Genomic DNA, 22,875 nt, shown 5'->3' with positions numbered 1-22,875 from the left:
CCCTAATGGAGAGGGAGAAAACCAGTGCCGGGTTTACAACGCGCACATTCTGTCCCCTCTCCCTTAGGGAGAGGGTTAGGGTGAGGGGTAAGATTTCGATTAACGCTCAGTCTCTGACTGGGCCAACTGGAAGCATGCTAATGGCTACAATTCATGTAGACGGCAAAGAATATGAGGTCAACGGGGCGGACAACCTACTACAGGCGTGTCTCTCCCTCGGCCTTGATATTCCGTACTTTTGCTGGCATCCGGCGCTGGGCAGCGTCGGCGCTTGCCGCCAGTGTGCGGTGAAGCAATACCAAAACGCGGAAGACACGCGTGGTCGCCTGGTGATGTCCTGTATGACACCGGCCACCGATGGCACTTTTATTTCTATTGATGACGATGAAGCGAAGCAGTTCCGCGAAAGTGTGGTCGAGTGGTTGATGACCAACCACCCGCACGACTGTCCGGTCTGTGAAGAGGGCGGTAACTGCCACCTTCAGGATATGACCGTGATGACCGGGCACAGCTTCCGTCGCTACCGTTTCACTAAGCGTACCCACCGTAATCAGGACCTGGGGCCGTTCATCTCTCACGAAATGAACCGCTGCATCGCCTGCTACCGCTGTGTGCGTTACTACAAAGATTATGCAGACGGTACCGATCTGGGCGTGTATGGCGCACATGACAACGTCTACTTCGGTCGCCCGGAAGACGGCACGCTGGAAAGCGAATTCTCCGGCAACCTGGTCGAAATTTGCCCGACCGGCGTATTCACTGATAAAACGCACTCCGAGCGTTACAACCGCAAATGGGACATGCAGTTTGCGCCAAGCATCTGCCAGCAATGTTCCATTGGCTGTAACACCAGCCCGGGCGAGCGCTACGGTGAACTGCGTCGTATCGAAAACCGCTATAACGGTACCGTAAACCACTACTTCCTTTGCGACCGTGGTCGTTTCGGCTATGGCTACGTGAACCTGAAAGACCGTCCACGCCAGCCAGAACAACTGCGCGGCAGCGATGTGATCACCCTCAACGCCGAACAGGCGATGCAGGGCGCGGCGGATATTCTGCGTCAGTCGAAGAAAGTGATTGGTATCGGCTCCCCGCGCGCCAGCGTTGAAAGCAACTTCGCGCTGCGTGAACTGGTCGGTGCGGAAAACTTTTATACCGGTATCGCGAAAGCGGAGCAGGAGCGTCTGCAACTGGCACTGACGGTGCTGCGTGAAGGCGGTGTGCACACGCCAGCGCTGCGTGAAATTGAGTCTTACGATGCGGTGCTGATTCTGGGCGAAGATATCACCCAGACCGGCGCACGCGTGGCACTCTCTGTTCGTCAGGCGGTGAAAGGTAAAGCACGTGAAATGGCGGCGGCCCAGAAAGTGGCTGACTGGCAGATTGCAGCAATCCTCAACATCGGCCAGCGCGCGAAACATCCGTTGTTTGTCACCAACGTCGATAACACCCGTCTGGATGACATTGCCGCGTGGACCTATCGCGCACCGGTTGAAGATCAGGCGCGCTTCGGTTTCGCTATCGCCCACGCGCTGGATAACAGCGCTCCGGCGGTAGACGGTATCGATCGCGACCTGCAAAACAAAATTGACGTCGTGGTTCAGGCGCTGGCTGGCGCGAAGAAACCGCTGATTATTTCCGGTACCAACGCCGGAAGCGCGGATGTCATTCAGGCGGCAGCAAACGTTGCGAAAGCACTGAAAACCCGTGGTTCTGACGTTGGTATCACCATGGTTGCCCGCGCGGTGAACAGCATGGGTCTTGGCATGATTGGCGGCGGCTCGCTTGATGATGCACTGAACGAGCTGGAAAGCGGCGCGGCAGATGCGGTTATCGTACTGGAAAACGACCTGCACCGTCACGCTTCCGCCAGCCGTGTGGATGCCGCACTTTCCAAAGCGCCGCTGGTGATGGTGATTGATCATCAACGCACGGCGATTATGGAAAAAGCGCACCTGGTGCTGCCTGCGGCAAGTTTTGCCGAAAGCGATGGTACGGTCATCAACAACGAAGGCCGCGCACAGCGCTTCTTCCAGGTTTATGATCCGGCGTACTACGACAGCAACACCGTGATGCTGGAAAGCTGGCGCTGGCTGCACTCTCTGCACAGCACGGTGCAGAGTCGTGAAGTGGACTGGACCCAGCTTGACCACGTCATCGACGCGGTGGTCGAAAAATTGCCGCAACTGGCAGGCATCAAAGATGCTGCGCCGGACGCGACCTTCCGTATTCGCGGTCAGAAACTGGCGCGTGAACCGCACCGTTACAGTGGCCGTACCGCGATGCGCGCCAATATCAGCGTGCACGAACCGCGTCAGCCGCAGGATAAAGACACCATGTTCGCCTTCTCCATGGAAGGGAACAACCAGCCAGGCGCGCCGCGCTCGCAAATTCCGTTTGCATGGGCACCGGGCTGGAACTCCCCGCAGGCATGGAACAAGTTCCAGGCTGAGGTGGGTGGTCATCTGCGTCATGGCGATCCGGGAGTGCGTCTGATTGAAGCGTCTGAAAACGGTCTCGATTACTTCACCACCGTTCCGGCAGGCTTCCAGGCGGAAGAAGGTAAATGGCGTATCGCGCCGTACTACCATCTGTTCGGCAGCGACGAGATGTCACAACGTTCCCCGGTCTTCCAGACGCGTATGCCGCAACCGTATATCGCCCTGAACCCGGCGGACGCCGCGAAACTCGGCGTTAACGCTGGCGCGAAAATCGCCTTCGGCTATGACGGTCAAACCGTCACCCTGCCGCTGGTGATTTCCGAAGGTCTGACGGCAGGGCAGGTGGGCTTACCGATGGGGCTGCCTGGCATCGCGCCGGTGCTGGCCGGTGGACGTCTTGAAAATCTGCAGGAGGCACAGCAATGAGTTGGTTAACTCCGGATCTGATTGAGATCCTGCTCACTATTCTCAAGGCGGTGGTCATCCTGCTGGTGGTTGTCACCTGCGGCGCGTTCATGAGCTTCGGCGAACGTCGTCTGCTCGGTCTGTTCCAGAACCGTTACGGGCCGAACCGCGTAGGCTGGGGCGGCTCGCTCCAGCTGGTGGCAGACATGATCAAGATGTTCTTTAAAGAAGACTGGATCCCGAAATTCTCGGATCGCGTCATCTTTACCCTGGCACCGATGATCGCCTTCACCTCGCTGCTGCTGGCGTTTGCGATTGTACCGGTGAGCCCTACATGGGTGGTGGCTGACCTGAACATCGGCATTCTGTTCTTCCTGATGATGGCAGGGCTGGCGGTTTACGCTGTGCTGTTCGCTGGCTGGTCGAGCAACAACAAATACTCACTGTTAGGCGCGATGCGTGCATCTGCCCAGACGCTGAGCTATGAAGTGTTCCTCGGGCTCTCCCTGATGGGCGTGGTGGCGCAGGCCGGTTCATTCAACATGACCGACATCGTCAACAATCAGGCCGGCATCTGGAACGTTATTCCGCAGTTCTTTGGTTTTGTGACCTTCGCTATCGCGGGCGTGGCAGTTTGCCACCGTCACCCGTTTGACCAACCCGAAGCCGAGCAGGAACTGGCTGATGGTTACCACATTGAATATTCCGGTATGAAATTCGGTCTGTTCTTCGTGGGGGAGTACATCGGTATCGTGACCATTTCGGCCATGATGGTGACCCTGTTCTTCGGTGGCTGGCAAGGCCCGTTCTTACCGCCGTTCATCTGGTTCGCGATCAAAACCGCGTTCTTCATGATGATGTTCATTTTGATTCGCGCCTCATTACCACGTCCTCGTTATGACCAGGTAATGTCCTTCGGCTGGAAAATTTGCCTGCCGCTGACGCTAATCAACTTGCTGGTAACGGCGGCTGTCATTCTCTGGCAGCAGCCATAAGGGGCGAATAGACCATGACCTTAAAAGAATTATTGGTAGGTTTCGGCACCCAGGTACGCAGTATCTGGATGATCGGCCTGCATGCGTTCGCCAAACGCGAAACGCAAATGTACCCGGAAGAGCCGGTGTATCTGCCGCCGCGCTATCGTGGCCGTATCGTGCTGACGCGCGACCCGGACGGCGAAGAGCGTTGCGTGGCCTGTAACCTGTGTGCGGTAGCCTGCCCGGTAGGTTGTATCTCACTGCAGAAAGCAGAAACCAAAGATGGCCGCTGGTATCCGGAGTTTTTCCGCATCAACTTCTCACGCTGTATTTTCTGCGGCCTGTGCGAAGAAGCGTGCCCGACCACGGCGATTCAGTTAACCCCGGACTTTGAACTGGGCGAATACAAACGTCAGGATCTGGTGTACGAGAAAGAGGATCTGCTGATTTCCGGCCCGGGCAAATACCCGGAATATAACTTCTACCGGATGGCGGGTATGGCAATCGACGGCAAAGATAAAGGCGAAGCAGAGAACGAAGCCAAGCCTATCGACGTCAAGAGCCTGTTACCTTAAGGAGAGGGGCAATGGAATTCGCTTTTTATATCTGTGGCCTTATCGCCATCCTCGCGACGCTGCGGGTTATTACGCACACTAATCCGGTACACGCCTTGCTGTACCTGATTATTTCGCTGCTGGCTATCGCAGGCGTCTTCTTCTCGCTGGGCGCGTACTTCGCCGGGGCGCTGGAGATCATCGTTTACGCCGGGGCCATCATGGTGCTGTTCGTGTTTGTGGTGATGATGCTGAACCTCGGTGGGGCAGAAATTGCTCAGGAACGTGAGTGGCTGAAGCCGCAAATCTGGATTGGCCCGGCGATCCTCTCCGCCGTTTTGCTGGCGGTGATGGTGTACGCCATTCTGGGCCTTAACGACCAGGGCATCGACGGCAACCCAATCAGCGCGAAAGAAGTCGGTATCGCCCTGTTTGGCCCGTACGTTCTGGCGGTTGAACTGGCGTCCATGCTGCTGCTGGCAGGCCTGGTTGTCGCCTTCCACATTGGCCGTGAAGACCGTCCGGGCGAGCTTATCAGCAACCGTCCGAACGACAGCGCGAAAAGAAAACCGGAGGAGCACGCATGATCCCCTTAACACATGGACTGATCCTCGCCGCGATCCTCTTCGTTCTGGGCTTAACCGGTCTGGTTATCCGCCGCAACCTGCTGTTTATGCTGATTGGGCTGGAAATCATGATTAACGCCTCCGCGCTGGCCTTTGTGGTCGCCGGAAGCTACTGGGGCCAGACCGATGGTCAGGTGATGTATATCCTCGCTATCAGCCTTGCGGCTGCGGAAGCGAGTATTGGCCTGGCGCTGCTGCTGCAGCTCCATCGTCGCCGCCAGAACCTGAACATCGATTCAGTAAGTGAGTTGCGCGGATGAATATGCTTGCCTTAACCATTATTCTGCCATTGATTGGCTTTGTTCTGCTGGCCTTCTCCCGTGGTCGTTGGTCGGAAAACCTTTCCGCCACCGTAGGCGTGGGGTCAATTGGCCTGGCGGCGCTGGTGACCGCGATTGTCGGCGTCGATTTCTTTAATAACGGCAAACAGGTGCTCAGTGTTCCGCTGTGGACCTGGATGTCAGTGGGCGATTTCAACATCGGTTTCAACCTCGTGCTGGACGGCCTGTCGCTGACCATGCTCTCGGTCGTGACGGGCGTTGGCTTCCTGATCCACATGTTCGCCTCCTGGTATATGCGTGGGGAAGAGGGGTACTCTCGCTTCTTCGCCTACACCAACCTGTTCATCGCCAGCATGGTGGTTCTGGTTCTTGCCGACAACCTGCTGCTGATGTACCTCGGCTGGGAAGGCGTGGGCCTCTGTTCCTATCTGCTGATCGGTTTCTACTACACCGATCCGAAGAATGGCGCAGCGGCAATGAAAGCGTTTGTCGTGACCCGCGTGGGTGACGTCTTCCTCGCCTTCGCACTGTTTATTCTCTACAACGAACTGGGCACCCTGAACTTCCGCGAAATGGTGGAACTGGCGCCGGCGCACTTCGAGGCGGGCAACAACATGCTCACCTGGGCGACGCTGATGCTGCTGGGTGGTGCGGTCGGTAAATCGGCACAGCTGCCGTTGCAAACATGGCTTGCTGATGCGATGGCGGGCCCGACGCCTGTCTCCGCGCTGATCCACGCCGCAACGATGGTCACCGCCGGTGTCTACCTGATTGCGCGTACCCACGGTCTGTTCCTGATGACCCCGGAAATTCTGCATCTGGTTGGTATCGTGGGTGCGGTCACGCTGGTGCTGGCAGGCTTTGCCGCGCTGGTGCAAACCGACATCAAACGCGTACTCGCCTATTCCACTATGAGCCAGATTGGCTACATGTTCCTGGCGCTGGGCGTTCAGGCGTGGGATGCGGCGATTTTCCACCTGATGACACACGCCTTCTTTAAAGCGCTGCTGTTCCTGGCGTCCGGCTCGGTTATCCTCGCCTGCCACCACGAGCAGAACATCTTTAAGATGGGCGGCCTGCGTAAATCCATTCCGCTGGTGTACGCCTGCTTCCTGATTGGTGGTGCTGCGCTCTCCGCGCTGCCGCTGATTACCGCAGGCTTCTTCAGTAAGGATGAGATTCTGGCGGGTGCGATGGCGAATGGCCATATCAATCTGATGGTGGCAGGTTTGGTCGGTGCGTTTATGACCTCGCTCTACACCTTCCGTATGATTTTCATCGTCTTCCACGGAAAAGAACAAATTCACGCTCACGCAGGGAAGGGGATCACCCACCACCTGCCGCTGATTGTGCTGATGATCCTCTCCACCTTTGTTGGCGCGCTGATTGTTCCGCCGCTGCAAGGTGTACTGCCGGATACTGCCGAGCTTGAGCATGGCCGCGTACTGACACTGGAAATTACCTCTGGTGTGGTGGCGATTGCGGGCATTCTGATTGCCGCATGGCTGTGGCTGGGCAAACGGACTCTGGTGACGTCGATTGCCAACAGCGGCCCTGGCCGTCTGCTGGGCACCTGGTGGTATAACGCCTGGGGCTTCGACTGGCTGTACGACAAAGTATTCGTTAAACCGTTCCTGGGAATTGCGTGGCTGCTGAAGCGCGACCCGATGAACGCCATGATGAACATTCCGGCCATTCTTTCTCGCGTAGCGGGTAAAGGGCTGGTGTTGAGCGAGAACGGTTATCTGCGTTGGTATGTGGCTTCCATGAGCATTGGTGCCGTGGTTGTACTGGCACTGCTGATGGTATTGCGTTGAGTTTGATTGTTTTGTAAGTGTCGGATGGCGCTTCGCTTATCCGACCTACAATTCTGTAGGCCCGGTAAGCGAAGCGCCACCGGGCAAACATACCGACAATCAGAAGTGAAAATCAGGTCCTGTAGAGGACTTTAACAAGGAATAAAGATCGCCATGTTATTACCCTGGCTAATACTGATTCCCTTTATCGGCGGCTTCCTGTGCTGGCAGACTGAACGCTTTGGCGTGAAGATGCCGCGCTGGATTGCGCTGATTACCATGGGATTGACGCTCGCACTTGGCCTGCAACTGTGGCTGCAAGGCGGTTACTCACTGACGCAATCCACCGGCCTGCCGCAGTGGCAGTCTGAGTTTATCCTGCCGTGGATCCCACGCTTCGGTATCACTATCCATCTGGCTATCGACGGACTGTCGCTGCTGATGGTGGTACTGACCGGCCTGCTGGGTGTGCTGGCGGTACTCTGCTCGTGGAATGAAATCCAGAAATATCAGGGCTTTTTCCACCTCAACCTGATGTGGATCCTGGGCGGCGTTATCGGCGTATTCCTCGCCATCGATATGTTCCTGTTCTTCTTCTTCTGGGAGATGATGCTGGTACCGATGTACTTCCTGATCGCGCTTTGGGGCCATAAGGCGTCCGACGGTAAAACGCGTATCACGGCGGCGACTAAATTCTTCATCTATACCCAGGCGAGTGGTCTGGTGATGCTGATTGCGATTCTGGCGCTGGTGTTTGTTCACCATAATGCGACCGGTGTCTGGACCTTCAACTACGAAGATCTGCTGAAAACCCCGATGTCCCACGGCGTGGAATATCTGCTGATGCTGGGCTTCTTCATCGCCTTCGCGGTGAAAATGCCGGTGGTTCCGCTGCACGGCTGGCTGCCGGATGCGCACTCTCAGGCGCCGACTGCCGGTTCCGTTGACCTCGCGGGTATTTTGCTGAAAACTGCGGCCTACGGCCTGCTGCGTTTCTCTCTGCCGCTGTTCCCGAACGCCTCTGCCGAGTTCGCACCCATTGCTATGTGGCTGGGCGTGATTGGTATCTTCTACGGCGCGTGGATGGCGTTCACTCAGTACGATATCAAGCGTCTGATTGCATACACTTCCGTTTCCCACATGGGCTTCGTGCTGATTGCTATCTACACCGGTAGCCAACTGGCGTACCAGGGCGCGGTCATCCAGATGATTGCTCACGGTCTGTCGGCGGCAGGTCTCTTCATCCTGTGCGGCCAGCTTTACGAGCGTCTGCATACCCGCGACATGCGTATGATGGGCGGTCTGTGGAGCAAAATTAAGTGGTTGCCAGCCTGTTCCCTGTTCTTCGCCGTGGCGACGCTGGGTATGCCAGGCACCGGTAACTTCGTCGGTGAATTCATGATTCTGTTCGGCAGCTTCCATGTGGTGCCGCTGATCACCGTCATCTCGACTTTCGGTCTGGTTTTCGCTTCCGTTTACTCGCTGGCGATGCTGCACCGCGCTTACTTCGGTAAAGCGAAGAGTGAAATCGCGGCCAAAGAGCTGCCAGGGATGTCGCTGCGTGAACTGTTCATCATTCTTCTGCTGGTCGTGCTGCTGGTTCTGCTGGGCTTCTATCCTCAGCCGATTCTGGACACGTCACACTCTGCGATGGGCAATATTCAGCAGTGGTTTGTTAATTCTGTTTCAACTACAAGGCCGTAATTCGCCATGACAATAACTCCACAACAACTGATCGCGCTGTTACCGCTGCTGATCGTCGGCTTGACGGTGGTGGTTGTGATGCTCTCCATTGCGTGGCGACGCAATCACTTCCTCAACGCTACGCTTGCGGTTATCGGGCTTAACGCGGCGCTGGTTTCGCTCTGGTTTGTTGGCCAGGCGGGCGCAATGGATGTGACGCCGCTGATGCGCGTCGACGGCTACGCTATGCTTTACACTGGCATGGTGTTGCTGGCGAGCCTCGCGACCTGTACGTTTGCTTACCCATGGCTGGAAGGCTACCCGGATAACAAAGAAGAGTTCTACCTGCTGGTGCTGATTGCCGCACTGGGTGGCATTCTGCTGGCGAACGCCAATCACCTGGCGGCGCTGTTCCTGGGTATTGAGCTGATCTCGCTGCCGCTGTTCGGTTTGATTGGCTATGCTTTCCGTCAGAAACGTTCGCTGGAAGCGAGTATCAAGTACACCATTCTGTCTGCCGCAGCATCATCTTTCCTGCTGTTCGGTATGGCGCTGGTTTACGCCAACTCTGGCAACCTGTCGTTCGTTGCGCTCGGTAAGAGCCTGGCGGATAACATGCTGCATGAACCGCTGCTGCTGGCGGGTCTGGGTATGATGATCGTCGGCCTTGGCTTTAAACTCTCTCTGGTGCCGTTCCACCTGTGGACGCCAGACGTCTACCAGGGCGCGCCAGCTCCGGTTTCCACCTTCCTGGCGACGGCGAGTAAAATCGCTATCTTCGGCGTGGTGATGCGTCTGTTCCTCTACGCGCCAGTGGGCGACAGCGAAGCAGTGCGCGTGGTGCTGGGCCTCATTGCCTTCGCCTCCATCATCTTCGGTAACCTGATGGCCCTGAGCCAGACCAACATCAAGCGTCTGCTCGGTTACTCTTCTATCTCTCACCTCGGCTATCTGCTGGTTGCGCTGATTGCGCTGCAAAGCGGCGAAATGTCGATGGAAGCGGTCGGCGTGTATCTGGCGGGTTATCTGTTCAGCAGTCTCGGCGCGTTCGGCGTAGTGAGTCTGATGTCCAGCCCGTACCGTGGCCCGGACGCAGAATCGCTCTTCTCCTACCGTGGCCTGTTCTGGCATCGCCCGATCCTCTCTGCGGTGATGACGGTGATGATGCTGTCGCTGGCGGGTATCCCGATGACGCTGGGCTTTATCGGTAAGTTCTACGTACTGGCCGTCGGTGTGCAAACTCACCTGTGGTGGCTGGTTGGCGCGGTGGTAGTCGGTTCGGCAATTGGCCTCTACTACTACCTGCGTGTGGCGGTAAGCCTGTACCTGCATGCGCCGGAACAGCTGAACCGCGATGCGCCGTCGAACTGGCAGTACAGCGCTGGCGGTATTGTGGTGCTGGTTTCCGCATTGCTGGTACTGGTGCTGGGCGTCTGGCCGCAACCGTTAATCGACCTGGTGCAGATGGCGATGCCGCTGATGTAAGTTTGATGTTGATGTGAAAAAACCGCCGATTTCGGCGGTTTTTTTATGCATGGAACTGCGAGGGATTACGCAGAAAAGCGTTCGTGATGATTACAGATCTGACGGTTGGTGTAGTATGCACGCACGGAGAGCGATTCAGGGATTGAACGATGGAACAACGTTACAGAATTGAGAGCGTTACGCTTAGAGACACCGGCGTTTTTGAGAATACACATATTGATTTCCCAGGGCAGCGCCTCGCCAGGTGTGATGTGAAAAAAGCAGAAATTCATATTTTTACCGGGCCGAACGGTTGCGGTAAAAGCACCATGCTGTATGCACTTGCTGGCATTTTTAGTCACGAGTCTTCGGGTCTTTCATCTCTTCATCAGCGATTCCGTAGCCGTAAAGCATCCGTTGCATGTCGTTTCTGCGAAGAGCGTGCTGTTATCTCTGCCGGGGATGAACGCGCTACGCGAAAAATAGCGATAGTTGATGATGAACAGAGCCTCCTAACGTCATACAGGCTAATTTCACAGAGTGAACATTGGCCTGTTGAAGCATGCGTAGATTTTGCCGCGTTCGCCTATTCAGGCCAGCGCGCGAACAGAGAAAAACTGCATACATCAAAAATCGAAGAACTCGCTATTTCCCCCTTTGCAGATGCTTTATCTTTCGATGCAACGGTCAGACCGGTGGTATTGGCAAACTGGATTGCTAATAATCGTACCAAGGCCGCGCTGGCGCGCCAGGATTCAGCGGAGAGTGAAGCTGAAATTTATGATGAATCCTTATTAAAGATTTGTCGTTTTGTGAAAAAGGTATCGGGGCTGACGATATCATTTCGTTTAGAACGATCGCCGCTGAGCGTAAAAGTGGAGCTTGAGGGCGAGAGCATTGAATACGATGTACTGCCCGATGGCCTGAAGTCCATTATCTCCTGGATTGCCGATTTAGCATTGCGTCTTGAATCCGTTCCGTGGCGTGTGCAGCGCGATATTTTTTCGCAACCCGTTATTCTCTTTCTCGATGAAGTCGATATCCATCTTCATCCCAGCTGGCAACGTCGCATTTTACCGGCAATTCAGACTCTCTTACCTAACGCGCAGGTTTTTGTATCAACACACTCTCCATTTGTTGTGGGCTCGGTAGAAGATGCCTGGGTATATCGATTACCAGAGCAACGCTATGATGTATGTAAGGATTCGGCGTCTGTGGAATTAATCACCGCGATGAATTCGTCCGCAGGTAAGAGTTATCAGCTCATCCTGTCTGAAGTTTTTGATATCAATGAGGAATTTGACGTAGAAACGGAATGTCAGCTTGCTGAATTTAAAGAGGCTATTCGAAAACATATGGTAGAAAAGAATAATAAAGATGACGTTATGCAGTTGGCGGCGCTTTTACAGGCTAAAGGGGAAGAACTTAATGCCCTGGTTACGATGGAACTACGCCAGATGCAGCGGGTATTGGCAAAATATACGGGGGATTGAATGTACGCATTTCATCGAAGCCAATGCCCGGATTATCTTGCCGAATGTTGGGAACGTCTGGGCCGTCATTACGAAGCACAAAAATTACATAATCAACGCTACCGATTCAAATGGTTCTCTGGGTTTCGCTATGCGACAACTAAACAGAAGCTTTACGAGATGACGCAAGGGCATTGCGCTTTCTGTGATGGAGGATGCTTAGGCGCTGAGAGTCGTATGACGCTCGAACACTTTAAGCCTAAATCCCGAAGGCAATTTTACCGACTCGCTTATCAATGGGAAAATCTGTATCCATGCTGTGACACGTGCCAGTCACAGAAAAAAAATGGTTATGATGCAGCATTATTAGTTGGCGACCAACCAGGCTACGCGTTTATTGATTACTTTTGGGTGAATTATGTCACGGGTGAGCTGAAACCTAATCCATTGTCCGCGCCTGAAAACCAGCGTCGCGCTGAGGTGACAATCGCGATATATGGTCTGAACTTAGATGTGCGGAAAATTAGTCGTAAAAGAGAGTTACGTCATTTTCATCATCGTGATGGCAGATTAGAATTTATTGATGATTTTAGTTATCGTTACTTTTTAATTGATGCTTAATGGTGTTGGGGTATCTACAGATAGTCCGTGTTTTTAAAATAACTTACCATGCTGAATATAATCTATAAAAGATGTCGTGAAATGTTGTTTTTTATTGCATATAGACGCAATGAATATAACATTGATTAATTATTGGTGATTGTTATTCTCCCCAGGGATATTCCGCAATATATGAGTTTGAAAATAATTAGACGTATCAAGCCTGGTGCTGGGTGTATTGCACTGTTCAGTGTTGTTAAATATTAAAAAGGATTTTATATGTACAAGAATAAGCTATTAATAATATCAATATGTAGTTTAACCCTCAGTGGTTGTTCTCATAGGCTCGCCTATAGATCGGGTTCGATGTCAGGTTATACCTCGATGGGGTCAATAGCTGGTGCCTCTGCGCAGTTCGATACCTCCCGCTACACCCATTACGACGACAATCCGGTAATACAGGTCGCACAATCCCCGCTAGCGACGTTTAGCCTCGATGTGGACACGGCCAGCTACGCAAATGTGCGTCGCTTTCTAAACCAGGGTAATTGCCTAACCCGGATGCAGTTCGGGTTGAAGAAATGCTGAATTATTTTCCCTTGAGCAAACGTCCGGATGATAAAACGACGTTGGGTGTCAGGAGGGGCTGAATTCCGCAGAGCGCAGCATTGATATTAAAATGACCCGGCTGTGAATCCGTCTCTCATCCTTTCACCGTCCATTACGAACTCTCTCCCGCGCCGTGGAATGAACAGCACACCTTATTACGTCTGGATATTGCCGCGAAAGACTTAGCCAGCAGCGAGCGTCCCGCCGCCAATCTGGTTTTCCTGATTGATACGGCTGGTTCGATGGACGGTGATGGCGACATCGTTACAAAACAGTTTTGAAATGGCGTCCACGGATATGCGTTTTCTCTCAGCGGTAGCCGCTTACGGGCAAAAGCTTCGCGGTTCAGATGAACTGGCGAAAACCTCCTGGCAGCAGATTGCAGGATGGGCAGAGCAGGCCAGAGGCGCGGATGCGAAAGGTTACCGGACGGAGTTTGTCCGGCTGGTGGATCTCACCGCGGGGCTGTCGCGCTGAACGAATGGGGCGGTTTCGCCCCCGTCACGATCACAGCATAATGACGGTAAAATCCTCCGCCATTTCGCTTGCCGGGAAAATCTCTCGACACTCTGCCAGCATCCGCCGACATCCTTCGGCGTCATAGCGTGAACTGACGTGCGTAATCACTAAACGCCCCACGCCCGCATCGCGCGCCAGTTCGGCGGCCTGACGCGTTGATGAGTGCCCGCGGCTGTTAGCTTTCTCCTCCATCGCTGTTTCCAGGGTGGTTTCATGCACCATCATATCTACGCCATGTGCCAGCGCTGATGCGCCTTCACACGGTGCGGTGTCGCCGAAAATCGCCAGCGTTTTGCCCGGTGTGGCGGGCGAAAGATAGTCGCGACCATTAATCACGCGACCATCTTCCAGCGTCACGCACAGCCCGTCCTTAAGCTGCTGGAACAGCGGCCCCGGCTTCACGCCTGCGTTAACCAGGGCTTTTGCATCCAGTGCGCCCGGTTTTTCATGCTCTTCAACCCGATATCCGTAGCATTCGACCGGGTGATTAAGCGGATAGGCCATGACCTTACGCAGGCCATCATCCATCACAAAACCGGCGCTCACCTCGACTATCTCCATTGGATAATCGGTCCATGAGCCGCTCAGGCGCAGCGCGGTTTCAACAAACTCGCGTAAACCTTTTGGCCCGTACAGCGTCACCGGGTTCATATTGCCCGCCATTGAACGACTGCACAGCAGCCCCGGCAGGCCAAACAGATGATCGCCATGCAAATGGGTGATGAAGATGCGGTCGATCTTTCCCGGATGCAGCGTGGTTTCCAGCAGTTGATGCTGCGTACCCTCGCCGCAATCAAACAGCCAGACTGCCGGTTGCGTTGGATGCTGATGATGCAGCAGAATGGCGGTGACGTTGCGCGTCCGGGTCGGTACGCCAGCAGATGTTCCCAAAAAAGTCAGTTGCATAACGCCGCTCCCATGGCGGTAAAAAAACAATAACCATAAAGGAGCCTATCATGATTCAGTGGCAGGATTTGCACCATTCTGATTTAACCGTCCCGCAACTGTACGCGCTGCTTCAATTACGCTGTGAAGTTTTTGTGGTTGAGCAGGCTTGTGTCTATCAGGACATCGACGGCGATGATCTGGTCGGGGAGAATCGTCATCTTCTCGGCTGGCAGGGCGATACGCTGGTGGCGTATGCGAGACTTCTGAAAAGTGAAGATGATTTCTCCCCCGTTTCCATTGGTCGGGTGATCGTCAGCCCTGCCGTTCGTGGGGAAAAACTGGGTTATCAACTGATGGAACGCGCGCTGGCAAGCTGCGCGCAACACTGGCCGGAACGCGCGCTGTATCTGGGCGCACAGGCGCATCTGCAGAATTTTTATCGCCACTTTGGTTTTATCCCGGTCACCGATGTTTACGATGAAGATGGCATTCCGCACGTCGGGATGGCGCGCGAGGTCGGGCAGGCGTAACCGGCAAGCGTTGACTATAGTTATCCCACTGGTTTAGCAAACATGGAGATAAACTATGGTGAATGAAACACATATTGACGACGACCTGACTCTGCTGAGCGATACCCTGGAAGAGGTGCTTCGTTCTTCCGGCGATCCCGCTGACCAGAAATACGTCGAGCTGAAAGCCCGTGCGGAAAATGCGCTGCATGATGTTAAATCCCGCGTGAGCCATGCTTCAGACACTTACTACTACCGGGCGAAAAAAGCGGTTTACCGCGCTGACGACTATGTGCACGAAAAACCGTGGCAGGGTATCGGCGTAGGTGCTGCGGTCGGGCTGGTGTTAGGTCTTTTATTGACCCGTCGCTGAGCAAAATCACACTCCCTAATCATGGGTACTGCTTTTTATAACCAGTACCCCGTATAATGTACGGTTTTTAGAATAGGGAGGTTCGCGTGCTATCCGTTTCTGCTGCGCTAAAGAGTCTGGCTGACTCTCTGTCGGACGATTTTCCCGCTTCACCCGGCACGCGAACTATCGAAGTTCCTTTTCCCCTGAATGATGCGTTTGACCCACTCTGCTGGTTAAATGCGCAGGCAGTCTGGCCGCAATTCTGGTGGCAGCAGCGCAGCGGCGATGATGAACTTGCCGCCCTTGGCGCGACCGTTTCGTTTTCCTCCCTGGCGCAGGCCGAAGATTATCTCGCCCGCTATGATGCTGATGATATTCGTATTTGCGGTCTGAATAGCTTTAATTACAGGCAGATAGCCTTTTTTTTGCCGCGTCTGGAGTGGCGTCGAAAGGGTGGACATGCTTCATTAAGAGTTAACCTGGCAAGCGAAATGTCACTTCAGGCCGATGCCGTAGCGGCGAAAGCGTTTATTGCGCAGCTGTCATCACAAAGCATCTGTCATACCCCGGCGCTGACGCTCGAAAGCGAGGTACACCGCCCGGGTGAAACGGGATGGCGCGGTCTGATTGAACAAGCCACGCTGGCTATTGCTGACGGCGAATTCGAGAAAGTGGTGCTGGCGCGCGCGACTGACCTGACGTTCACCACGCCGCCCGATGCCGGTGCATTAATGGCCGCCAGCCGCCGGGTAAATTTCAACTGCTATCACTTCTTTATGGCGTTTGACGCCGGGCAGGCCTTTTTCGGCTCGTCCCCGGAACGGCTGTGGCGCAGGCGCGGTCTCGAACTGGTCACTGAAGCGCTGGCAGGAACCGTCGCCAGCCATCCTGACCCGACTCAGGCGCAGCATCTGGCCGAGTGGCTGATGAATGATGATAAAAACCAGCGCGAGAACATGCTGGTGGTGGACGACATCTGCGCGCGTTTGCAGGGGGACGTCGATACGCTGGATATCCTGCCCGTTGAAATTGTTCGCCTGAGAAAAGTTCAGCATATACGTCGTGTTATCCAGGCTACGCTGAAAGAAGCGAACGATTATCGCTGTTTAATGCAGCTTCAACCGACCGCGGCCGTTTCTGGCTTACCGCGTACACAGGCCTTCGATTTTATTGATTGCTTTGAGCCGTTCTCACGGGAATGGTACGCAGGCTCGGCAGGCTATATCAGCCGCCGTCAGAGCGAGTTTTGCGTTACCCTGCGGTCGGCGAAGGTCAGCGGCAACACCGTGCGGCTTTACGCAGGCGCGGGCATTGTTGCCGGGTCGCAGGCCGATTCAGAATGGCAAGAAATAGAAAATAAAGCAGCGGGGCTGCGTTCTTTATTGTTCTCTGAGTAGAACATTAACGACTCATATCAAAATCTCATTGTTTCGTATTATTTATACTGAGTCGCAATATTGATACCGGACAAACATATGTCAGTAAGCGCTTTCAACCGACGCTGGGCGGCGGTGATCCTTGAAGCTTTAACCCGTCACGGCGTGCGCCATATCTGCATCGCTCCGGGGTCACGTTCCACACCGCTCACCCTGGCGGCCGCTGAAAACCGTACATTTATTCATCACACGCATTTTGATGAGCGTGGGCTGGGTCACCTGGCGTTAGGGCTGGCAAAGGTTAGTCGCCAGCCGGTCGCGGTGATTGTTACCTCTGGAACGGCGGTGGCGAACCTCTATCCGGCGCTGATTGAAGCCGGGCTCACCGGGGAAAAAATCATTCTGTTGACTGCCGACAGGCCTCCGGAGCTGATTGACTGTGGGGCAAATCAGGCGATTCGTCAGCCGGGCATGTTTGCTTCACATCCCACAGAAACGCTTTCTTTGCCGCGTCCGAGCCAGGATATTCCGGCTCGCTGGCTGGTCTCTTCGATTGATCACGCGTTGGGCTCGTTGCATGCGGGCGGCGTACACATTAACTGCCCGTTCGCTGAGCCGCTGTATGGCGAAATGGACGACACGGGCCTCGACTGGCAGCAGGCGTTGGGCACGTGGTGGCAGGAAGAGAAACCCTGGCTGCGCGAATCTCTGCATCTTGAAAGCAATAAGCAGCGCGACTGGTTCTTCTGGCGGCAAAAACGCGGCGTTGTGGTTGCCGGGCGCATGAGTGCGGAAGAGGGTAAAAAGGTTGCCGAATGGGCGAAAACGCTCGGCTGGCCGCTGATTGGCGATGTCCTTTCGCAAACGGGCCAACCGTTGCCCTGTGCGGATTTGTGGCTGGGTAATGCGGCGGCAGTGAGTGAACTGGCGCAGGCGCAAATTGTGGTACAGATTGGCAGCAGCTTGACGGGCAAACGCCTGTTGCAGTGGCAGCAGGCCTGTGAGCCGGAGGAGTACTGGCTGGTAGATAATCTCACCGGGCGGTTAGATCCGGCACATCATCGTGGTCGCCGACTGGTATGCGAAATAGATCATTGGCTGGAATTGCATCCGGCAGAAAAACGCACGCCGTGGTGCACGGCGATCCCGCGTCTCGCTGAACAGGCATGGGATAACGTCCGCGCCATTAGCGAAACTTTCGGCGAAGCGCAACTGGCACATCGCATCCGCCATTATTTGCCGCAGCAGGGGCAGCTTTTTGTCGGCAACAGCCTTGTGGTCCGGTTGATTGACGCGCTAAGCCAGCTTCCTGCCGGGTATCCGGTCTACAGCAATCGCGGGGCCAGCGGTATCGACGGCTTGATCTCAACGGCGGCGGGTGTGCAGCGCGCCAGCGCCAAATCAACCCTGGCGATTGTGGGCGACCTCTCCGCGTTATATGACCTCAACGCGCTTGCGCTGCTGCGCCAGGTTTCTGCGCCTTTCGTACTTATCGTGGTGAACAATAACGGCGGGCAGATTTTCTCGCTGCTGCCTACCCCGGTGGAGGAGCGTGAACGCTTCTACGCCATGCCGCAGAATGTGCATTTTGAACATGCGGCGAAAATGTTTGGCCTGAATTATCATCAACCGCAGGACTGGGCCGCACTTGAAGCAGCGCTCGATAAAGCCTGGCGTACGCCCGCCACCACGGTGATTGAACTGGTGGTTAACGACACCGATGGCGCGCAAACCCTGCAACAGCTGCTGGCGCAGGTCAGCCATCTATGATGTTAAATGCCGTTGCGCGCGAAGGTGATGCCGGGCAACCGTGGCTGGTATTCCTGCACGGTTTCTCCGGTGATTGCCGTGAGTGGCAAACGGTAGGCGAGGCGTTCCCACGCGCCTCGCGGCTTTATATTGATTTGCCCGGTCACGGTGGTTCTGCCGATTGCCGGGTAACCCATTTCGCCGACGTGAGCGCGGCGCTGCAGGCAACGCTACTTAGTTACAACATCCTCAATTACTGGCTGGTGGGTTATTCGCTGGGCGGACGTATTGCGATGACGTTTGCCTGTCAGCATCAGTGGCAAGGATTGCTGGGCGTGGTGGTTGAGGGGGGGCATCCGGGGCTGCAAAGCGCCGAACAACGTGCGCAGCGCTGGCAATCGGACAATCACTGGGCGCAGCGTTTTGCCTGTGAACCGCTGAATCAGGTGTTTGACGCCTGGTATCGGCAGCCGGTCTTTGCCAGCCTGACGTCTGCGCAGCGCGACGCACTGGTGGCGCTACGACAAAACAATGACGGCAGCGCGCTGGCGGCTATGCTATTAGCAACGTCGTTAAGCGTGCAGGACGATCTGCGCGATGCCCTGCGCGATCGTAACTTCCCATTCTGGTATCTCTGCGGCGAACGCGACAGCAAATTCAGGGCCATAGCCGATGAGCTTGCCGCGCCTTGCCATGTAATTCGTAACGCCGGACACAACGCGCATCGGGAAAACCCCGAGGGCGTGGTGGCGTGTCTGGCGCAGATTGTGCATCTCTGACTATAGGACACACTATGATCTATCCTGATGAAGCTATGCTTTACGCGCCGATTGAATGGCAAGACTGTTCTGAAGGCTACACCGACATTCGTTACCAGAAATCCGCTGACGGCATTGCCAAAATCACCATCAACCGTCCGCAGGTGCGTAACGCGTTCCGTCCGCTGACCGTTAAAGAGATGATTCAGGCGCTGGCCGATGCACGCTATGACGACAACATCGGGGTAATTGTCCTGACGGGCGAAGGTGACAAAGCCTTCTGTTCCGGGGGCGATCAGAAAGTGCGTGGTGACTATGGTGGATACCAGGATGATGCAGGCACGCACCATCTGAACGTACTCGATTTCCAGCGCCAGATCCGCACCTGCCCGAAACCGGTAGTCGCGATGGTGGCAGGCTATTCCATCGGCGGCGGTCACGTACTGCACATGATGTGTGACCTGACGATTGCGGCAGAAAACGCCATCTTCGGTCAGACGGGCCCGAAAGTCGGCTCCTTCGACGGCGGCTGGGGCGCATCCTACATGGCGCGTATCGTCGGGCAGAAAAAAGCGCGTGAAATCTGGTTCCTGTGCCGTCAGTACAATGCTCAGGAAGCGCTGGATATGGGCCTGGTTAACACCGTTGTGCCGCTGGCTGACCTCGAAAAAGAGACCATTCGCTGGTGTCGCGAAATGCTGCAAAACAGCCCGATGGCCCTGCGTTGTTTGAAAGCGGCGCTGAACGCCGACTGTGATGGTCAGGCGGGCCTGCAGGAACTGGCGGGTAACGCTACGATGCTGTTCTACATGACCGAAGAAGGTCAGGAAGGGCGCAATGCGTTTAACCAGAAACGTCAGCCTGATTTCAGCAAATTTAAACGGAACCCGTAATGCGGTACGCGCAGGTTTACCGCTGGCAGATACCGATGGACGCGGGCGTGGTACTGCGCGAACGGCGGCTAAAAACCCGCGACGGATTGTTTGTCTGGCTCCGTGACGGCGAACGCGAAGGCTGGGGAGAAATCTCCCCACTTCCGGGTTTTAGCCGTGAAACGCTGGACGACGCGCAATCCGCATTACTCAATTGGGTGCAAAGCTGGCGACAGGGCGCTGAGACCCCGTTGCCGGACCTGCCCTCGGCGGCGTTTGGCATTAGTTGTGCGCTGGCGGAACTGGACGACACGCTGCCGATGACGGCAGATTATCGTGCTGCGCCGCTGTGTACCGGCGACCCGGATGAACTGGTGCTGGCGCTGGCAGATATGCCCGGCGAAAAAGTCGCGAAGGTGAAGGTCGGACTGTACGAGGCGGTACGCGACGGCATGGTGGTTAATCTGCTGCTGGAAGCGATTCCCGAGTTGCAGCTGCGGCTGGATGCTAATCGCGCCTGGACGCCGCTCAAAGCGCAGCAGTTTGCCAAATATGTCAACCCGGCATTCCGCGATCGCATCGCGTTTCTCGAAGAACCGTGTAAAACACGCGATGATTCGCGCGCGTTTGCTGCGGAAACGGGCATTGCTATCGCGTGGGATGAAAGCCTGCGCGATGACGATTTCCGCTTCGAAGCTGAGCCCGGCGTGCGCGCGGTGGTGATTAAACCGACTCTCACCGGTAGCCTGCAAAAAGTGCAGGCGCAGGTGACGGCGGCGCACGCGCTGGGGCTGACGGCGGTCATCAGCTCTTCCATTGAGTCGAGCCTTGGGCTGACGCAGCTGGCCCGTATTGCGGCCTGGCTGACGCCGAACACCATTCCGGGCCTCGACACGTTGAACCTGATGCAAGCGCAACTGATTCGTCGCTGGCCGGATAACCCGCTACCGTGCCTGGACATGCTGTCGCTGGAGCCGTTGCTGTGAGTTTTTCTACCTGGCCCTGGCGGTACTGGCGAGAGCAGCGGGGCGTTGCGTCCGCGCTGCGCCTCGACAATGAGACGCTTCACTGGACGCAGTTGTGTGAGCGAATCGACGCGCTGGCCGCCGGTTTTCAGGCGCAGGGCGTACGCGATGGTGACGGCGTAGCGCTGTGCGCGCGCAACCGGGGTGAAACGGTGCTGGCCTGGCTGGCATTGTTACAGTGCGGGGCGCGTGTTTTACCGCTTAACCCGCGTCTGCCCACGGCGCTGACTGACGCTTTACTGCCGGGGTTGACGCTGAATCACGTGCTCAACCTGGAAAACAGTGAGTTTGCCGACTCACTGCCGCGCCTCACGCTGCAAGAATCAAAGGGTTACCATGATATTGGCTGGCGACCTGAACGACTGGCATCCATGACGCTCACTTCGGGCTCCACGGGCCTGCCAAAAGCGGCGGTACACACCTGTGCGGCGCATCTTGCCAGCGCACAGGGTGTGTTAAGTTTGATTTCGTTTTCTGCAGATGACTGCTGGCTGTTGTCGTTGCCGCTGTTCCATGTCTCCGGACAAGGGATTTTTTGGCGCTGGCTCTATTCGGGCGCGAAGATGGCGGTGAGCGAGCGACCACTCGCTCAGGCGCTGCAGGGCTGTACGCATGCCTCGCTAGTGCCAACCCAGCTTTGGCGTTTGTTGAATGATGAACAACCACTGTCGCTGAAAGCCGTGCTGTTAGGCGGCGCGGCTATTCCAGCCGACCTGACTGAACAGGCAAGCGCGATGGGTATCCGTACCTTCTGCGGCTACGGTCTTACCGAATTTGCCTCTACCGTATGTGCGCGTGAAGCTAACGGCGGCGATGATGTGGGAACGCCGCTAGCCGGGCGTGAGCTCAAACTGGTGAACGGTGAAGTCTGGCTACGTGCGAAAAGCATGGCCTCGGGCTACTGGCGGGATGGTGCGCTTGTGCCGTTGGTCAATGCTGAGGGGTGGTTTGCCACGCGCGATCGCGGCGAGCTCCGTGACGGTAAGCTCTTTATCATCGGACGTATGGATAACCTTTTCTTTAGCGGCGGGGAAGGTATCCAGCCGGAAGATGTCGAGCGAGTGATTGTGGCGCATCCTGCGGTTTCGCAGGTATTTATTGTTCCGCTGGATGACCCTGAGTTCGGACAGCGCCCGGTCGCGGTAGTGGATTGCGAAAGCGATGTCGAACTTTCTGTGCTGGCGACGTGGGTGAAAGGTAGACTGGCGGGCTTCCAGCAACCGTGTCACTGGCTGCGGTTACCGGAAACGATGAAAAATAGCGGAATTAAGGTCTCTCGCCATCAGTTACGAGAGTGGGTTGCGCAAGAATTAAAGTAGCCCTTTCAGCGTCAATGTCTTGCGAGTGGCGACGTTCAGATCGTAGCTCGCAAGATCTTCCTGTTTCACCCACGCGTAATCCTGAAACTCATCGTTCAGCACAATCTCACGGTTGGTGCTGACGCAGTCGAAAATCAGGTAAATCATATAGATCTCTTCCTGATGGCCATCGGCGTAGGTTTTGGTGCGCACGTCGTCGCTAAAGGTCCACGGCGTAATCTGACTTAACGCCAGTTTTTCTCCCAGCTCTTCGCGAATTTCACGACGCAATGCCTCTTCAATTTTCTCGCCAGGTTCTACTCCGCCACCCGAAAGCGCCCATTGACCGGGAAAGACGCCACGATCGTCCGCCATTTTGCACAGTAACCAGGCACCATTATTTTGAATGAGCGGGCATACAATCGTTCTTTGTCGCATGAGTAAATCCTTATATCAGACTGAGTTAGTCCGATTGTACGTTGATAATCGTCAGGAATTTGCGAGCTTTATCCGGAACGAGAGAAAAGGCCATATTAAGCCCCTCATTCCTTAACTTTTGGTAATACTTTCAAGTCGCAATTACTTACAATTTGAAGAGTGATCGCCCTTTTAGTTCAT

Annotated in this window: 21 protein-coding genes and 1 pseudogene; 20 read left to right on the top strand and 2 right to left on the bottom strand. The window is 55.4% G+C overall.

The window, feature by feature from the left end:
• The first annotated feature begins 140 nt into the window (after positions 1 to 140).
• From nuoG to NMC31_RS19405, 12 genes and pseudogenes are all read left to right on the top strand, one after another.
• Positions 141 to 2,867 carry an NADH-quinone oxidoreductase subunit NuoG gene (gene nuoG / locus NMC31_RS19460; protein ID WP_253898901.1) on the top strand — a complete coding sequence of 909 codons (2,727 nt, stop codon included), beginning with the start codon at positions 141 to 143 and terminating at the stop codon, positions 2,865 to 2,867.
• The gene (gene nuoH, locus NMC31_RS19455) at positions 2,864 to 3,841 is read left to right on the top strand and encodes an NADH-quinone oxidoreductase subunit NuoH (RefSeq protein ID WP_253898900.1); all 978 of its coding nucleotides are present in this window, start codon (positions 2,864 to 2,866) and stop codon (positions 3,839 to 3,841) included. The genes nuoG and nuoH overlap by 4 nt, the downstream gene beginning before the upstream one ends.
• Positions 3,842 to 3,855: 14 nt before the next feature.
• Positions 3,856 to 4,398: an NADH-quinone oxidoreductase subunit NuoI gene (gene nuoI, locus NMC31_RS19450; RefSeq protein WP_000172742.1), complete on the top strand. Its 543-nt coding sequence runs from the start codon at positions 3,856 to 3,858 to the stop codon at positions 4,396 to 4,398.
• An 11-nt stretch (positions 4,399 to 4,409) separates the two neighbouring features.
• Complete coding sequence (gene nuoJ, locus NMC31_RS19445; protein ID WP_015963659.1) at positions 4,410 to 4,964, top strand: NADH-quinone oxidoreductase subunit J; 555 nt, start codon at positions 4,410 to 4,412, stop codon at positions 4,962 to 4,964.
• Entirely contained in the window at positions 4,961 to 5,263 is a 303-nt protein-coding gene (gene nuoK / locus NMC31_RS19440) for an NADH-quinone oxidoreductase subunit NuoK (RefSeq protein ID WP_003861496.1), read from the top strand. Before nuoJ ends, nuoK begins: the two co-directional genes overlap by 4 nt.
• Complete coding sequence (gene nuoL, locus NMC31_RS19435; RefSeq protein WP_149462017.1) at positions 5,260 to 7,101, top strand: NADH-quinone oxidoreductase subunit L; 1,842 nt, start codon at positions 5,260 to 5,262, stop codon at positions 7,099 to 7,101. The genes nuoK and nuoL overlap by 4 nt, the downstream gene beginning before the upstream one ends.
• Before the next feature lie 153 nt (positions 7,102 to 7,254).
• The gene (gene nuoM / locus NMC31_RS19430) at positions 7,255 to 8,784 is read left to right on the top strand and encodes an NADH-quinone oxidoreductase subunit M (protein ID WP_108473595.1); all 1,530 of its coding nucleotides are present in this window, start codon (positions 7,255 to 7,257) and stop codon (positions 8,782 to 8,784) included.
• Positions 8,785 to 8,790: 6 nt separating this feature from the next.
• Positions 8,791 to 10,248, top strand: coding sequence for an NADH-quinone oxidoreductase subunit NuoN (gene nuoN / locus NMC31_RS19425; RefSeq protein WP_253898899.1), 1,458 nt, complete (start codon positions 8,791 to 8,793; stop codon positions 10,246 to 10,248).
• A gap of 149 nt (positions 10,249 to 10,397) precedes the next feature.
• Positions 10,398 to 11,720, top strand: coding sequence for an AAA family ATPase (locus NMC31_RS19420; protein WP_253898898.1), 1,323 nt, complete (start codon positions 10,398 to 10,400; stop codon positions 11,718 to 11,720).
• Positions 11,721 to 12,320 carry an HNH endonuclease family protein gene (locus NMC31_RS19415; RefSeq protein WP_253898897.1) on the top strand — a complete coding sequence of 200 codons (600 nt, stop codon included), beginning with the start codon at positions 11,721 to 11,723 and terminating at the stop codon, positions 12,318 to 12,320.
• Between the two features lie 399 nt (positions 12,321 to 12,719).
• A pseudogene (locus tag NMC31_RS19410) lies at positions 12,720 to 13,162 on the top strand (von Willebrand factor type A domain-containing protein); the annotation flags it as partial.
• Positions 13,161 to 13,385, top strand: a complete 225-nt coding sequence (locus tag NMC31_RS19405) for a YfbK domain-containing protein (protein ID WP_253898896.1) — start codon at positions 13,161 to 13,163, stop codon at positions 13,383 to 13,385. The pseudogene NMC31_RS19410 and the gene NMC31_RS19405, both read left to right, overlap by 2 nt.
• A 30-nt stretch (positions 13,386 to 13,415) precedes the next feature.
• On the opposite strand, the gene rbn is transcribed toward NMC31_RS19405, so the two are convergent.
• Positions 13,416 to 14,333, bottom strand: a complete 918-nt coding sequence (gene rbn, locus NMC31_RS19400; protein WP_253898895.1) for a ribonuclease BN — start codon at positions 14,331 to 14,333, stop codon at positions 13,416 to 13,418.
• 50 nt (positions 14,334 to 14,383) lie between these two features.
• Here rbn and NMC31_RS19395 point away from each other — a divergent pair, with 50 nt between their 5' ends.
• The 8 genes from NMC31_RS19395 to menE all read left to right on the top strand — a co-directional run bounded on the left by NMC31_RS19395 (position 14,384) and on the right by menE (position 22,278).
• Positions 14,384 to 14,845 carry a GNAT family N-acetyltransferase gene (locus NMC31_RS19395; RefSeq protein WP_253898894.1) on the top strand — a complete coding sequence of 154 codons (462 nt, stop codon included), beginning with the start codon at positions 14,384 to 14,386 and terminating at the stop codon, positions 14,843 to 14,845.
• Positions 14,846 to 14,900: 55 nt separating this feature from the next.
• Positions 14,901 to 15,197 carry a stress response protein ElaB gene (gene elaB, locus NMC31_RS19390; protein WP_015963665.1) on the top strand — a complete coding sequence of 99 codons (297 nt, stop codon included), beginning with the start codon at positions 14,901 to 14,903 and terminating at the stop codon, positions 15,195 to 15,197.
• Positions 15,198 to 15,283: 86 nt separating this feature from the next.
• On the top strand, positions 15,284 to 16,576 hold the full coding sequence (gene menF, locus NMC31_RS19385) for an isochorismate synthase MenF (protein WP_253898893.1): 1,293 nt from the start codon (positions 15,284 to 15,286) through the stop codon (positions 16,574 to 16,576).
• A 78-nt stretch (positions 16,577 to 16,654) separates the two neighbouring features.
• Entirely contained in the window at positions 16,655 to 18,325 is a 1,671-nt protein-coding gene (gene menD / locus NMC31_RS19380) for a 2-succinyl-5-enolpyruvyl-6-hydroxy-3-cyclohexene-1-carboxylic-acid synthase (protein WP_253898892.1), read from the top strand.
• The gene (gene menH / locus NMC31_RS19375; RefSeq protein WP_149462026.1) at positions 18,322 to 19,083 is read left to right on the top strand and encodes a 2-succinyl-6-hydroxy-2,4-cyclohexadiene-1-carboxylate synthase; all 762 of its coding nucleotides are present in this window, start codon (positions 18,322 to 18,324) and stop codon (positions 19,081 to 19,083) included. The genes menD and menH overlap by 4 nt, the downstream gene beginning before the upstream one ends.
• Positions 19,084 to 19,097: 14 nt before the next feature.
• Complete coding sequence (gene menB, locus NMC31_RS19370) at positions 19,098 to 19,955, top strand: 1,4-dihydroxy-2-naphthoyl-CoA synthase (protein WP_108473603.1); 858 nt, start codon at positions 19,098 to 19,100, stop codon at positions 19,953 to 19,955.
• Entirely contained in the window at positions 19,955 to 20,920 is a 966-nt protein-coding gene (gene menC, locus NMC31_RS19365) for an o-succinylbenzoate synthase (RefSeq protein ID WP_253898891.1), read from the top strand. The genes menB and menC overlap by 1 nt, the downstream gene beginning before the upstream one ends.
• Entirely contained in the window at positions 20,917 to 22,278 is a 1,362-nt protein-coding gene (gene menE / locus NMC31_RS19360; RefSeq protein ID WP_253898890.1) for an o-succinylbenzoate--CoA ligase, read from the top strand. Before menC ends, menE begins: the two co-directional genes overlap by 4 nt.
• Here the strand turns inward: menE and nudI are convergent.
• On the bottom strand, positions 22,270 to 22,695 hold the full coding sequence (gene nudI / locus NMC31_RS19355) for a nucleoside triphosphatase NudI (protein ID WP_253898889.1): 426 nt from the start codon (positions 22,693 to 22,695) through the stop codon (positions 22,270 to 22,272). The two genes, menE and nudI, sit on opposite strands and share 9 nt — an antisense overlap.
• Between the last annotated feature and the right edge of the window lie 180 nt (positions 22,696 to 22,875).

Origin of the sequence: Pseudocitrobacter vendiensis, assembly GCF_943590815.1 — a bacterium.
GTDB lineage: Bacteria > Pseudomonadota > Gammaproteobacteria > Enterobacterales > Enterobacteriaceae > Pseudocitrobacter > Pseudocitrobacter vendiensis.
The sequence above is the reverse complement of the archived record's forward strand: the minus strand, read 5'-3'. Positions and strand labels throughout refer to the sequence as shown.